Origin of the sequence: Campylobacter concisus, from assembly GCF_015230015.1 — a bacterium.
GTDB lineage: Bacteria > Campylobacterota > Campylobacteria > Campylobacterales > Campylobacteraceae > Campylobacter_A > Campylobacter_A concisus_AF.
Map to the genome: position 1 here is coordinate 1 of NZ_JAAKZC010000026.1, position 12,760 is coordinate 12,760.

The 12,760-nt window shown below is 39.0% G+C and carries 16 protein-coding genes, 1 rRNA gene and 1 pseudogene; 16 read left to right on the plus strand and 2 right to left on the minus strand.

Annotated elements, in window-relative coordinates:
• The 5 genes from rrf to G6W42_RS10065 form a co-directional block, all read left to right on the plus strand.
• Positions 1-101 (plus strand): 5S ribosomal RNA (gene rrf / locus G6W42_RS10925); the annotation flags it as partial.
• A gap of 362 nt (positions 102-463) precedes the next feature.
• Positions 464-802, plus strand: a complete 339-nt coding sequence (locus G6W42_RS10050; protein WP_194173887.1) for a hypothetical protein — start codon at positions 464-466, stop codon at positions 800-802.
• A gap of 67 nt (positions 803-869) precedes the next feature.
• Positions 870-1,118: a hypothetical protein gene (locus G6W42_RS10055; protein WP_194173888.1), complete on the plus strand. Its 249-nt coding sequence runs from the start codon at positions 870-872 to the stop codon at positions 1,116-1,118.
• A gap of 125 nt (positions 1,119-1,243) precedes the next feature.
• On the plus strand, positions 1,244-1,489 hold the full coding sequence (locus G6W42_RS10060; RefSeq protein WP_194173889.1) for a hypothetical protein: 246 nt from the start codon (positions 1,244-1,246) through the stop codon (positions 1,487-1,489).
• A 575-nt stretch (positions 1,490-2,064) separates the two neighbouring features.
• Complete coding sequence (locus tag G6W42_RS10065) at positions 2,065-2,244, plus strand: hypothetical protein (RefSeq protein WP_194173890.1); 180 nt, start codon at positions 2,065-2,067, stop codon at positions 2,242-2,244.
• A gap of 38 nt (positions 2,245-2,282) precedes the next feature.
• Here G6W42_RS10065 and G6W42_RS10070 read toward each other — a convergent pair whose 3' ends face one another.
• Positions 2,283-3,554: an O-acetylhomoserine aminocarboxypropyltransferase/cysteine synthase family protein gene (locus G6W42_RS10070; protein ID WP_194173891.1), complete on the minus strand. Its 1,272-nt coding sequence runs from the start codon at positions 3,552-3,554 to the stop codon at positions 2,283-2,285.
• 106 nt (positions 3,555-3,660) lie between these two features.
• On the opposite strand from G6W42_RS10070, the gene G6W42_RS10075 reads away from it, so the two are divergent.
• From G6W42_RS10075 to G6W42_RS10125, 11 genes and pseudogenes are all read left to right on the plus strand, one after another.
• Positions 3,661-3,993, plus strand: a complete 333-nt coding sequence (locus G6W42_RS10075) for a hypothetical protein (RefSeq protein ID WP_085657480.1) — start codon at positions 3,661-3,663, stop codon at positions 3,991-3,993.
• Complete coding sequence (locus G6W42_RS10080; RefSeq protein ID WP_194173892.1) at positions 3,990-4,613, plus strand: HAD family hydrolase; 624 nt, start codon at positions 3,990-3,992, stop codon at positions 4,611-4,613. The genes G6W42_RS10075 and G6W42_RS10080 overlap by 4 nt, the downstream gene beginning before the upstream one ends.
• Before the next feature lie 48 nt (positions 4,614-4,661).
• A complete protein-coding gene (locus G6W42_RS10085) occupies positions 4,662-4,916 on the plus strand; it encodes a DUF2018 family protein (RefSeq protein WP_194173893.1) in 255 nt (84 codons plus the stop codon).
• Positions 4,909-5,340: a hypothetical protein gene (locus G6W42_RS10090; protein WP_194173894.1), complete on the plus strand. Its 432-nt coding sequence runs from the start codon at positions 4,909-4,911 to the stop codon at positions 5,338-5,340. Before G6W42_RS10085 ends, G6W42_RS10090 begins: the two co-directional genes overlap by 8 nt.
• Before the next feature lie 10 nt (positions 5,341-5,350).
• A complete protein-coding gene (locus tag G6W42_RS10095; RefSeq protein WP_194173895.1) occupies positions 5,351-6,244 on the plus strand; it encodes a polyprenyl synthetase family protein in 894 nt (297 codons plus the stop codon).
• Entirely contained in the window at positions 6,244-7,527 is a 1,284-nt protein-coding gene (gene hemA, locus G6W42_RS10100; RefSeq protein ID WP_002940193.1) for a glutamyl-tRNA reductase, read from the plus strand. The genes G6W42_RS10095 and hemA overlap by 1 nt, the downstream gene beginning before the upstream one ends.
• Positions 7,517-9,217: a proline--tRNA ligase gene (locus tag G6W42_RS10105; protein WP_194173896.1), complete on the plus strand. Its 1,701-nt coding sequence runs from the start codon at positions 7,517-7,519 to the stop codon at positions 9,215-9,217. The genes hemA and G6W42_RS10105 overlap by 11 nt, the downstream gene beginning before the upstream one ends.
• Positions 9,214-9,645, plus strand: coding sequence for an FxsA family protein (locus G6W42_RS10110; RefSeq protein WP_194173897.1), 432 nt, complete (start codon positions 9,214-9,216; stop codon positions 9,643-9,645). The genes G6W42_RS10105 and G6W42_RS10110 overlap by 4 nt, the downstream gene beginning before the upstream one ends.
• 8 nt (positions 9,646-9,653) lie before the next feature.
• A complete protein-coding gene (gene hemC / locus G6W42_RS10115) occupies positions 9,654-10,583 on the plus strand; it encodes a hydroxymethylbilane synthase (RefSeq protein ID WP_194173898.1) in 930 nt (309 codons plus the stop codon).
• A gap of 2 nt (positions 10,584-10,585) precedes the next feature.
• Positions 10,586-10,936 (plus strand): Imm10 family immunity protein, encoded by a 351-nt coding sequence (locus tag G6W42_RS10120; protein WP_194173899.1) that lies wholly within the window; start codon positions 10,586-10,588, stop codon positions 10,934-10,936.
• A 196-nt stretch (positions 10,937-11,132) separates the two neighbouring features.
• Positions 11,133-11,341 (plus strand): annotated as a pseudogene (locus G6W42_RS10125) (menaquinone biosynthesis decarboxylase); the annotation flags it as partial.
• A 57-nt stretch (positions 11,342-11,398) separates the two neighbouring features.
• Here G6W42_RS10125 and G6W42_RS10130 read toward each other — a convergent pair.
• Complete coding sequence (locus G6W42_RS10130; protein ID WP_194173900.1) at positions 11,399-12,646, minus strand: sulfatase-like hydrolase/transferase; 1,248 nt, start codon at positions 12,644-12,646, stop codon at positions 11,399-11,401.
• Positions 12,647-12,760: the final 114 nt, after the last annotated feature.

The window sequence follows — 12,760 nt, forward strand, 5'->3', positions numbered from 1 at the left end:
GAGGAAACGCCTTGCTCCATCTCGAACCAAGAAGCTAAGCTCGTCCTGGCTGATGATACTCTCCCTTACTGGGATGTTGGAAAAGTAGGTCGTTGCGGGCTTTGTTGTTAATCTGCTTAATTCTTATTTTATTTAATCCTAGTTTTTGTAAGTGTTACTTTCTACTTAAGTATAAAATTATTGGTTTTTTTACTTTCTTATTTCTTTTTAATTGGCTTTTATTGATTATGTGTAGTAAGGTCTTTATGTTTTTTCTTGTTTTTAAAGTCTTTAGGTTGAATTTAACTTAATGATAATACAATCCTTTGCTGAAAAGTAACGAAAGAAACTAATAGACAATGTAGCTGAGCAAGCCTTTAACAACACAGCTCTTAGTCAAAAAGCAAAAGATGTTTTAAAACAAGCAAGGAGTGAATATGCTCTTTTTAAAGAACTTCAAAACTCTAAAATTTACCATGATGTAATGGGTGAGCTAAAGAGTAGTGGCGATATAACAAACTCTCTTTTAAAAGCTCTTAATGCGGAAAATGGCTTAGGTTTAAAAGCTCTTACAGCTAGATTAAGCAGTAGCGAGCAAGAAGCACTAGAAACTAACTTGATCCGTGGTGTAATAGATAAATTTACCAAAGATGGAATAACTGATTTTTCTAAGGTGAGTAATACTTTAAAAAATGCTCCCTTTGAGAGCAAAAGAGCGGTAGAGATAATGGGAGAGCTAAACAAAAAAGCTCCTATACTAAATAACATGTCATCACTGCTTGGAAAACTAACAGCGATTAATCCAAAAGCTAAAGAGTTGTAATGTTATCCAAGATAATGTAAGTGACATAGAGTTTTTATATGATCTATGCGTCAAATTTGGCTTTTTAATGGCTGTTAAAAATGATAACATCATCATAACAGCCAAAGATGTCAAAACCAGCAACGGGGCACAAGGCGAAGCCCGCGTGAGGTTTCTACGCGAGCAAAGCGAAGCTGGAAATGGCGATGCTAGCCAAACCTCAAATACTTCAAAAAACGAGAATTTGCCCACTTTTACACTAAATTTAACTAATTTTTACTCGCTAGAGATCACTGAAGCTAATAGAAACTCTTATACAGCCGTAATAGTAGAGTGACAAGATATTGAAGCTGGTAAGGTAAAAGCATTAAGGTTGGAAGCGGAGCGGAGGGTGCAGGGAGTGGCAACTCCCGCTCGCAGGATAAACTTCGTTCGTCCAAGAAGTCAGAAATAGTCTATAAGATGCAAATAGCCGAGCCAAAAAGTGATAATGAGGCCTTTAAACAAGCAGAAGCTAAACTTAACGAGCTACAACGCGGCGGAATAAACGGCAGATGCAGCTGCGAAGGGAAAAATATCATAGCAGGCGGCAAGCTTAAATTTGGTGGAGTTGCTGGGCTAGAAACAAATGAGTTTATCATAAAAGAAGTAAGCCATAAGCTTAGCACGAGTGGGTATGAAATAGACATAGAGTTTGGGGGGGGGTAAATTTTAGTTATTTAATATGTTTTAAAAGGTTGTAAAAAGCTATTTAAAAATATAAAAATTTACGTTAGAAATCAAAGTGAAAAAATGCGGTTTTTAGCTCACTTTGATTTTAAGCGTAAAATCACTTTGATTTGAAAAGTCGTTTTACAAAGTTTAGAGCCGAAATTGCTCGTTTATGAAATTTTAAAATTTGTCGTAGTTTTGAATTGCATGCAGTGCGTTAGCACTTAGGCATGCACCTCTAACGTGCGAGGTTTTACTCGGGCTTCACCTCGTAACTGCAAGCAGACAGGGGATTTAAAAAGTGGATAATGGACGGCTTTGCTTCGCAAGCTCGCAACTGCAAGCAGACCGTAATTCAAGCCTCTTCCCCCTTAACGAAGAAACAAAACTTTAAATTTCTAAAAAATATTTTTACAAATTTTAAAATTTCATTCACTCTCAAGAGTTGGTTATTAAAATTTGACTTCGCTTACCGCTTAGCTCAAATTTTAGAGCCGAAAACAAATCCGTTCAGTCTCATTTTATTTTGCTTTTTATAAAATCACCAAAACACTAGCAAAATGGGAGGCAAAATGCTTGATATTATCATCCTTGCGGTCTTAGTATATTTTGCAACATTTTTATTTATGTTTTTTATACTCGCCTTTTTTGCCTTTTGGTATATAAGCATGCCACTATTTGTCATCTATATCGTTATAAAATTTCTAAGACAAGCAAAAGAGTGCGAGAGGACATGCGGCAAGCTTGAGTAAATTTTAAATTTCTAGCCCAAAAAGAGCTAGAAATGTGATTATTCTAAGGCTTGAGCTAGATCAGCTATCAGATCCTCGGCATTTTCAAGGCCTATGCTAACTCTTATGAGCTCTTTTGTGATGCCAGCTTTTATAAGCTCTTCGCTGCTTAGCTGTTGGTGAGTTGTCGAGGCTGGGTGTGTGATGAGCGACTTTGTATCGCCGATATTTACCACGATCTTAAAGAGTTTTACGCGCTCTAGCATCTTTTTTGCGCGCTCAAAGCTATCAGTCTCAAAGCAAAATAGCCCATTTGCCATGCCATCTTTAAAGTATTTTTGCGCCTTTGCGTGATCTACGTTGTTGGCAAGCCCTGGATAAGCCACACTTTTTATATGCTTGTGAGAGTTTAGAAATTTAGCCACTTTTAGCGCGTTTTGCGAGTGTCTTTCAACCCTAACAGCAAGCGTTTCAAGCCCTTGTATGAGCTGCCAAGAGTTAAACGGAGATATCACAGCACCGATGTCGCGCACGATAGCAAGCCTCATTCTTAGCGTGTAGATGTCAAATTTATCTGTCATATCAGCATATACGATGTCGTGATAGCTCGCGTCTGGCAGGTTAAAGTGCTCATATCTCTTGTTGCCTTTTAGCTTTTCGTTTAGGTGATTTGCACTTACAACGACACCTGCTAGGCTAAGGCCTTGACCGCTCATATATTTGCTAGCGCTATGCACACAAACATCGACACCGTGGCGAAGTGGCTGAAAGATGATAGGCGTTGGCACAGTATTATCTGTGATGCTGATAATGCCATATTTGTTTGCGATCTCTACGATTTTTTCGATATTTGGGATAGAAATTTGCGGATTAGAAAGCGTTTCAAAAAATATAGCCCTAGTTTTTTCGTCTATAAAACTCTCCAGATCATCAGCAGTGTCGCTGTCAAAGACTCTGGCCTCTATGCCAAATCTTTTTAGTGTGTGCGTAAAAAGCACCGTCGTGCCGCCATAAATTTTCTTAGCGATGATGATGTTATCGCCTGCTTGGGCTAAATTTATTATGCTGTAAAACAAAGCTGACTGACCGCTTGCAGTCGCTATCGCAGCAGCTCCGCCTTCAAGTGCGGCGACCCTTTTTTCAAAGATATCTGTCGTTGGATTGCCAAGTCTTGTGTAGATGTGGCCACTATCTTTTAGATCAAATCTAGCAGCTGCTGTCTCGGCACTTCCAAAGTCGTAAGCCGTGCTTTGAAAAATAGGCACAGCCATCGTACCAAAGCCCTCATGTGTGTCGTAGCCTACGTGGATCGCAGCGGTTTCTTGCTTCATTTTTGCTCCTTGTTTAAGTAATTTTGGCGTAAATTATACATTAGCAAAGCCAAAATTTAGGGGATAAAATCAAATTTTGATATAATTTGCTAAAAAAAGGAAAAATTTGAACCAAGTCACGGACAAATTTAAGCGTGTAAAATATCTTCGTGCGCTAGAAAAATTTGCAAAATCAGCGATAAACGGCCTAAAAAGAGATGACTTTGATGAGAGCGAATTTCGCCAAAGAGTTGAGAAAAACGCGAAAGTCATCGAAAAAGTAGAGGCTGTATATCTTGATCAGCCATACTCAAAAGCGCTAGAAAATTTTATAAATTTACTTATCAAAAATGCCCCAAAAGAGGAACTTTTAAAGGCAGCAAATCTCCTTGATAAGCTAAAAAATCAAAAGACATATAAAAAAGAAAAGCATAAAAATAAATTTAAGGATGAGGATTGAAAGTAGTTATTTTTGATATGGACGGCACGGTGATCGATAGCGGCGAGGCGATATATAAGACAGTAAATGAAGTGAGAGATGAGCTAAATTTGCCGCCACTTGAAAAAGAATTTATCATAAAAGCGATCAACGAGCCAGGTAGAAATTTGGCCCTTGAGTTTTACGGCATCGACACGCCAAGCAAGAGCTTAAAAGAGGGCTTTGAAGAGAAATTTAAGAAATTTTATGATGAGTGCGCGACTACCTATGATGGCGTAAAAGAGCTTTTGCAAAAGTGCAAAGAGGCTAAATTTAAGGTCGTTTTGGCAAGCAATGCACCACATGATACGCTAGAGAAAATTTTAAAGAAAAATGAAATTTATGAGCTATTTGACGAGGTCATCGGCGCTAGCAAGGAGATACCGCAAAAGCCAGATCCTGCGATGCTTCACTTAGCTGTTAGTAAAACTGGAGCCAGCAAGGCGATCTTTGTCGGAGATAGCCTAAAAGACGAGCTGGCGGCTAAAAACGCAAATATGCCTTATGTGCAAGTTTGCTGGGGATTTGGCGAGGAGAGTAAACGTGCCACCTATAATGCTAAAAATGTCAGCGAGGCGTGGGAGATAATATTAAATTTTTAACTTAGTTTTAATTGGCTATAATCTTAAGAAATTTTCAAAGAAACAGCGATGATAGATATATTTGAGGGTAGTGCGAGAGATAAATTTTATGACATTTTGTTTAACGCAAATGCCGTTTTGGTTAAAAACGAGATAGATAAAATTTTTGAGAAATTTGTAGCTATGAGCGAGCTTTGCGAAAAGCATGGCGTTAGCGAAGATGAGATCATAAATTTTATAGCCTCAGAGCAAGATAAAGTTTATAACGGAGTAAATGACCTATATATCGAGCTTAGCGGAGAAATTTTAAGCCAAAATGAGTAGAATTTTTGCGCTCATAGCCTTGCTAGTCGCTCTTCTTTTTGCAAAAGAGCCAAATTTTGACCCAAATTCGGTGCATACGTTTGAGCTTAAAAAAGATGAGTGGGCACGGGTCTTTATAACCGAGAAAAAAACTCAAAAAGTTGAAACTTTTGACTTTCGTTGGACGCTATTTGACAGCACAAATATCACTGTGCAAAGCTTTTTTAGGCGCTATCCAAGGCAGATGGTCTTTTCGCTAAGGCAAGGACAAAACACCTACATGCAGCGAGTTTTGCCTGATTTTATGATGCCACCAAATGAGAGCGTGAGCCTTTATATATCATTTATTGATTTTAGGGACAAAAAGGCGCATTTTAGGGTAGCGCTGCTAGATGAGAGCAAGCGTGTGGATGTGGGTTTTAGAGATCCGCACGAGGATAAATAGAAGGATAAAAATGGATAAAATCGATGAAATAATGAGCAAATTTATAAACGAGCTTGGCTATAAAGAGGCGTTTGAGATGTTTTTAAAGATAAGCTCAGGCAAGAAACTGCGCTCAAAACTTCTTTTAAAAATCGCAGGCGAGAGTGAAATTTCACTTAAACTTTGCGCTATCATCGAGCTCATCCACCTCGCAAGCTTGCTGCACGACGACGTCATAGACGAGGCAAATATAAGACGCGGCAAGCCAAGCATAAACGCGCTTTTTGGCAGTAAAAACTCAGTCATGCTAGGCGACATCCTCTACTCAAAGGCTTATTTTGAGCTTACAAAATTTGATCCAAGTATCGCAGCTGTTGTTTCAGATGCGGTCAGCAAACTAAGCATCGGCGAGATGATGGATGTGAAAATGGCTGAAAATTTTAATGAAAACGAGCAAGAATATTTAAAGATGATTTATTATAAAACAGCTGTTTTGATAGAAGCCACGGCTATTTGTGGGGCAAAGCTAGCTGGCAAAGATAGCGAGAAATTTGGCATTTATGGCAAAAATTTAGGTCTTGCATTTCAGATCGTTGATGATATCTTAGACATAACTCAAGATGAAAAAACGCTTGGCAAACCAGCGCTTAACGACTTTGTCGAGGGCAAAACAACGCTTCCTTACATTTATCTTTATAAGAGCCTGGACGAGGCTGGCAAAGCAAAGCTTAGATCGCTTTGGACAAAGAAGCTTGACGAGGGCGAAATTTCGTGGTTAAAAGAAAATTTTGATAAAACTAGCTCACTTAGCAAAGCCATAAACGAGGCAAAAAGGCTTGGAAATGAAGCGATAGAAGCGATAAAAGAGTATAAAAACGCTGAGCTTGAAGGGATCATAAAAAGCATGATAGATAGGGAATTTTGATGCACTATTTAGACATAAGTTTTACATATAAAAATACTGATATTTCGGTCAGAGAGAAGCTTGCATTTGATAGTGACGATAAAAAAGAGCAAATTTTAAAACTGATAAATTCAAACAAAAACATAAAAGAGAGCATGGTGCTAAACACCTGCAATCGCGTCGAGATCATAGCTAGCGTGGAGGACGTAAAGGCCGCTACAGCTCATATCATCAGGTGCATGTCGATATTTTCAGGCGTTTTTGAAGATGAGCTTTATGAGAGAGCTGACATCTACGAAAACAGCGGTGCTGCACACCACCTATTTGCCGTGGCAAGCTCGCTTGATAGCCTAGTCGTTGGCGAAACGCAGATCGTTGGCCAGCTAAAAAATGCCTTTAAATTTGCCTATGATAACAACTCATGTGGCGAAGACATCAGCAAGATCATACACTATGCATGTAAGTGCGCTGCTAAGGTTAGAAACGAAACTCAAATTTCTAAAAACCCGATCTCAGTTTCAAGCGTCGCCGTGGCAAAGGCAAAAGAAATTTTTGGCACGCTTGAAGGTAAAACGGCTATCGTCGTGGGCGCTGGAGAGATGGGCGAGCTAGCAGCAAAGCACCTCATATCAAGCGGCGCAGAAGTGATCATTATAAATAGAAGCTCCGAGCGCGTCGAGCAGCTAGTTGATAGCCTAGGAGATAACGCGAGCTGGGATAGCATTTTGAAGTTAAAAGAGTATGTAAATAACTACGATCTCATCTTTTCAAGTACTGCAGCCCCGCACGCTATCATCACAGGCGAGATCATCGAGCCAAGAGAATTTCACAGATACTTTTTTGATATCGCCGTGCCAAGAGATATCGATCTTTTAAACACAGAGCTTATCAGCGTATATACTGTCGATAGTTTAGAGGAGATCGTGCGTAAAAATTTAGCCCTAAGAGAGGAGCAGGCGCAAAAGGCCTACTCGATCGTCGGTCAAGATACAAGCGAGTTTTTAAAGACTTTAAAAGAAGATATGAGCGTGCCTCTTATAAAATCTATCCGCAAACAAGCTGAAATTTGCGCTAAAAACGAGCTAGAAAAGGCGATGAAAAAGGGCTATTTAAAACATAGCGATTACGATGAGGCACAAAAGCTCATCCATCAGGTCTTTAAAGCCTTTTTACACCAGCCAACGATGAAGCTAAAAGGGCTTGCAGACGAGGAGAGAGCTAGTGAGCTTTCAAACGGAGTTAAATTTTTATTTGACATAAAAGATGAACAAAATTTTCAAGCAGGAGATATAGATGAAATTTAGTAAATTTTACGCCCCAACGACCAAAGAAGCGCCAAAAGATGCATCTTTACCAAGCCATCAGTTTTTGATAAGAGGTGGCTTTGTCGAGCAGATCGGCTCTGGGCTTTATAACTATCTACCGCTTGGAAAGATCATGCACGATAAAATTTCACGCGTGGTAAAAGAGGAGATGAACGAGGCTGGCGCGCTGGAGGTTAGCTTTAGCGTGGTTACTTCAGGCGAGCTTTGGAAGCAAAGTGGTCGCTACAATGTCTTTGGCAAGGAGCTTTTGCGCTTTAAAGATAGAAAAGATAATGACTTTGTCATAAGCCCTACAAACGAAGAGGCAGCCGTTGCTTTGGTGCGTGGCAAGGTGACTAGCTACAAGCAGCTGCCGCTAAATTTATACCAGATAAACACCAAATTTCGTGACGAGGCAAGACCACGCTTTGGTTTGCTAAGAGGTCGCGAATTTACGATGAAAGATGGTTATAGCTTTCACTCTAGCAAAGAGGATCTTAAGCGTGAGTTTGACCTTATGGAGGCAACTTATAGTAAGATTTTTACCCGCTTGGGGCTAAATTTTAGAGCTGTTGAGGCTGATAGCGGAGCCATTGGCGGTAGCGGCAGTAAAGAATTTATGGTGCTTGCAGATAACGGCGAGGACGACATACTTTGCTGTGAGGCTTGCAGATACGCTGCAAACGTCGAGGCTGCAAGGCGCGAGCCAAGAGTTAGCGAGACTGAGGCTCCAGAGGCAGATGCGGCTAAATTTCTAACGCCAAATGCAAAAACTATAAAAGATGTGGCGGAGTTTTTCAAAGTTAGCGAGTTTTACTGCATAAAAGCTGTTATGAAAAAGGCGATTTATGAGGACAAAGAGGAGGTCGTGGTCTTTTTTGTAAGAGGCGATGACGAGCTTCAGGAGACAAAGGCGCAAAATGCTTGCAAGGCGCTAGAGCTTGTCGATGCTAGCGAGGCTGACGTGGCTAAAGCTGGGCTTGTGGCTGGATTTTGCGGGCCGGTTGGGCTAAAGGATGTTAAATTTTTCATAGATAACGAGCTAAGGGGCGCAAATAACATGATATGCGGCGCTAACGAAAAAGACTATCACTTTGTTGGCGTTAGTGTTAGCGGATTTAACGAAGAGAGATTTAAAGACCTTGTAAAGGTAAAAGAGGGCGATAAATGCCCAGTTTGCGGCGGAAATTTAAAACTTAGCAAAGGCATAGAAGTCGGTCATATTTTTCAGCTAGGCGATAAATATTCAGCTGCGATGAACGCGACATATCTTGATGAAAACGGCAAGGCAAAGCCATTTTTGATGGGCTGCTACGGCATTGGCATAAGCAGGCTGATCGCTGTGATGATAGAGGCTAGCCACGATGAGAAAGGCTGCATCTGGAAAAAAGAGTGCGCGCCGTTTGACGTGGAGATCATTATCTCAAATTTAAAAGATGAAGCAGGCGTGAAATTTGCATTTGAGCTTTATGAGAGCCTTAAAAAAGCTGGTGTTAGCGTCATCATCGATGATAGAAACGAGAGATTTGGCGTTAAGATGAATGATTTTGAACTTATCGGCTTCCCTTATGCACTGCTTGTGGGTAAAGAATTTGCAAATGGCAAGGTTGAGTTTATCACGAGAGATGGGCTAAGCAAAGAGGCGATAGAGGCAAACGACGCCTTTAGAAAGATAAAAGAAAGCTTATGAGATTTTTTGCATTTTTGTTTTTTTTGATAGAAGCGGTATTTATCTATCTTTTTGTTGATAAATTTGGCTTTTTGAACTACTTTCTTGAGGTGCTAGTCTCTGGATTTGTGGGTATCGCACTTCTTTTTAATGCTGGATTTTCTAGCTTAAATTCGCCACAAATGGCGTTTAAAAGCTTTCTTGGTGGAAATTTATTTAGCCAGCTAGGGCTTAGTTTTGGCGGAGCGCTGCTCTTTTTACCTGGAATTTTGACAGATGTTTTTGGTATCGCCGTGATCGTTTTTTCTTTGATATTTAAGAAAAATGTAGCAAAAAATGAGAGCTATCAGGAGTTTAAATTTCAAAACTTTAGCGAGCAGGGCAGTAAAAAAGATGATGGTGAGATCATCGACGTTGAGGTCATCGAAGAGCCAAAAAGAGTAAAATAGGAGTGATGATGAAAGAGATAAAAATAGCAACCAGAAAGAGTATCTTAGCGCTTTGGCAAAGCGAGCATATCAAGGCTAGGATCGAGGCGCAGCACAAGGGCATGAAGGTCGTGCTTGAGGGTATGAAGACAAAGGGCGATGTGATACTTGACACGCCACTTGCAAAGATCGGCGGCAAAGGGCTTTTTACAAAAGAGCTTGAAGATAGCATGCTAAAAGGCGAGACCGACATCGCCGTGCATAGCCTAAAAGACGTCCCTGTTGTATTTCCAGAAGGGCTTAAACTAGCGGCCATTTGCTCACGTGAGGACACGAGAGATGCGATGATAAGTGAGAAATTTGCTAAATTTAGCGACCTACCGCATGGCGCAAAGGTTGGCACAACGAGTCTACGCCGTAAGATGCAGCTACTTATCATGAGGCCTGATCTTGAGATCATCTCACTTCGTGGAAACGTACAAACCCGCCTACGCAAGCTAAAAGAGGGCGAATTTGATGCGATCATTTTGGCGATGGCAGGCATAAACCGCCTAAATATCAAGTCTGAAGTGGCACACATCTACACATTTGGCTTTGACGAGATGATACCTGCGATGGGTCAGGGTGCTCTTGGCGTCGAGGCCAGAGATGAGAAGCAAATTTTAGAGCAGATTGACTTTCTAAATGACGAAAATGCGGTCATCGAAACGACCATAGAGCGTGATTTTGTAAGCGTTTTAGAGGGGGGTTGCCAAGTGCCAATAGGCATAAGTGCAAGGCTAAAATGCGATGAAATTTCTATCGATGCGATCGTTGGCCTGCCTGATGGGAGCGAGTATATAAAAGATAGCTTAAAGACTAGCAAAGATAAATTTCAAAGCATTGGCAAAGAGCTAGCTCATAAATTTATAGAAAAAGGGGCGAGAGAGCTGCTAAAACGCGCCGAGGAGATGGCGTAAGCGTGTTTGAGCTAAAATTTAAAGCAAAAGCCATAAGCGCCACCAAAAATAGCAAAGACAACTACTATATGATCGGTCTTGCAGACGACAAATATAACTACAAAAACTACATAATATTTCAAAGAACGATCAAACTAAAAAAGGGCGATGACGAAAACGCCGAGATAAACGGCCTATATGCCGAGTGTAATGGCGACATTTGCTACAACGCTTGCAAACGAGTAAAGATCACTGATAAGAGCATCATTTTTGAGGTGCAAGATAGTCTCATTTGCGTAGATACCGAGGATGTTAAGCTTAATGAGCGCTTTATGAAATATAGCAAAGAGATCTTTGGCGAGCTGCTAGAGTAGTCGTAAATTTAATCATTCGCCTGCTTTGCCGCCATTTTTTAGCTGAGATGTTAGAGTGTAAATTTATTATCTTTGTGATAAAAATAGACAATAAACTAAACGCCACACAAACTGCCTTTGCATACAATAACAAAATATTATCATCTCCTTTTTTATCAAATTTTGGCTATCATCCTTAAAAATTTAAGGGAAAAATATGGACTACATCAAGCTTTTAAAAGATAATGGCCTATTTAGGGTGATTGAGGAGCCAGTAGATATCGACCTGGAGATCGCGCACGCTAGCTACATCGAGGTCAAGCGCGAGGGCTCACAAGCGCTACTTTTTACAAACCCAGTCTGCAAAAAAACTGGGCGTAAATTTGCCCCTGTGCTTAAAATATCTACGGCTCAAAAAGGGCTCTATAAGGCTTAAAGACCGATGCGAACACTAATTAGTGTATTGGAGCAGTAATAAAATTACTACTTGTTGGCTGCATTAAGATAATCATATAAATAGCTTTTATAACTTTCTAAAAGTTCTTTATCTTCGCAGTCATCAACTTTATTACATATCTTTCTCATAGCATAATTTGCTTTGAAAAATTCATTTGGTTTTATTTGTCCAAGTTCTAACAATACACTAGGCATTAAAGATAGCTCACTTAAATTCATTAAGTTGTTTTTTATTTCTTTAACTCCATTACTCCCTTTGACATAAAAGCCAGTTATATTTAGCGGATTTGTAAAATTATTAAATTTTACATCATTACTTTTTAGTCCCATGTTTCCTTGGTGGTCTCCAAAGTAAGCAAAAATATACGGTTTGTTTGTGCTTAGCATAAAGTCGTTAAAATTTATTACAGCTTTGCTGAGCTCTATCTGTCTTTCGTAATAATCTGTTAATTTTATAGATTGCGATTCGTCATAAAATTCATTCAAACCAAATTTAACTTCCTTCGCTCTATTGTATGGAGCGTGCTCATTTATGGTTAGCATATAAATAAAAAGTGGTTGCTTGTTTTCATATTTTTTAAAAATTTTTTTTACACATTCACCCATTTGCATGGATGTTATATATTTTAATTTTCTAATTTTATCACCAGCTCCGTCGCATTTTAATTCACTTGGGTGTATATATTCATCTATCCCAAAATTTTTATAAGCATTTTTTGAATTATAAGCACTTCCAGGATAAGGATTTAGAGCTATTGTATAGTATCCTTCTTCTTTTAAATTTTTTGGTAGAGAATATTTTATATGAGGTGCTGCATATTGAAAAACTAAAGATGAGCTTGCGCCAAATTCATCAGGACTCAAACCAGTTAATACTTCAAATTCTGATTTCCATGTTTTACCACCAAAAGTATGAACTCTATTTAATGTTTGGAATTTAAAGTCGCCTTTAAACATATCGACTTGCTCTAAATTTCCTCTATAAAAAGAGGCATCAAGAGTGCTTTCGTTCAACCACAATACTATGTTTGGCTTTAAATTAGAAATTTCATAATTTGTAACCGTGTTTATTTTATTCTTAAACATTTCATAAGAGTTATTAAATGTAGGACTTTTATAATCAAGCCCTGAATTATTTCCAATAGTCATGGATATGTTCATATATGTATTTTTAAGTTCTGGGAAGGTTTTTAGCCATTCATTTTTTACAATATCTAAAGATTCTATTTTAGTATGAACCAAAACTAAAATTATGAGCGATATTAATCCACTCATTCTTAGTTTTAAATTTGCTTTTTTATTTTTAGAATATGCAAAAATAGCAAAAGCTAATAGAAATAATATTATTATTACTACTAAAAGAAGCTTTTAAAAATCAATTAAAATATC

Coding starts and splice junctions, on each gene's coding strand:
- G6W42_RS10105 (WP_194173896.1), top strand. CDS start 7,517: ATGAAATTTAGTAAATTTTACGCCCCAACGACCAAAGAAGCGCCAAAA.
- G6W42_RS10060 (WP_194173889.1), top strand. CDS start 1,244: ATGCAAATAGCCGAGCCAAAAAGTGATAATGAGGCCTTTAAACAAGCA.
- G6W42_RS10090 (WP_194173894.1), top strand. CDS start 4,909: ATGAGTAGAATTTTTGCGCTCATAGCCTTGCTAGTCGCTCTTCTTTTT.
- G6W42_RS10130 (WP_194173900.1), bottom strand. CDS start 12,646: ATGAGTGGATTAATATCGCTCATAATTTTAGTTTTGGTTCATACTAAA.
- G6W42_RS10050 (WP_194173887.1), top strand. CDS start 464: ATGGGTGAGCTAAAGAGTAGTGGCGATATAACAAACTCTCTTTTAAAA.
- G6W42_RS10055 (WP_194173888.1), top strand. CDS start 870: ATGGCTGTTAAAAATGATAACATCATCATAACAGCCAAAGATGTCAAA.
- G6W42_RS10110 (WP_194173897.1), top strand. CDS start 9,214: ATGAGATTTTTTGCATTTTTGTTTTTTTTGATAGAAGCGGTATTTATC.
- hemC (WP_194173898.1), top strand. CDS start 9,654: ATGAAAGAGATAAAAATAGCAACCAGAAAGAGTATCTTAGCGCTTTGG.
- G6W42_RS10085 (WP_194173893.1), top strand. CDS start 4,662: ATGATAGATATATTTGAGGGTAGTGCGAGAGATAAATTTTATGACATT.
- G6W42_RS10070 (WP_194173891.1), bottom strand. CDS start 3,554: ATGAAGCAAGAAACCGCTGCGATCCACGTAGGCTACGACACACATGAG.
- G6W42_RS10065 (WP_194173890.1), top strand. CDS start 2,065: ATGCTTGATATTATCATCCTTGCGGTCTTAGTATATTTTGCAACATTT.
- G6W42_RS10095 (WP_194173895.1), top strand. CDS start 5,351: ATGGATAAAATCGATGAAATAATGAGCAAATTTATAAACGAGCTTGGC.
- hemA (WP_002940193.1), top strand. CDS start 6,244: ATGCACTATTTAGACATAAGTTTTACATATAAAAATACTGATATTTCG.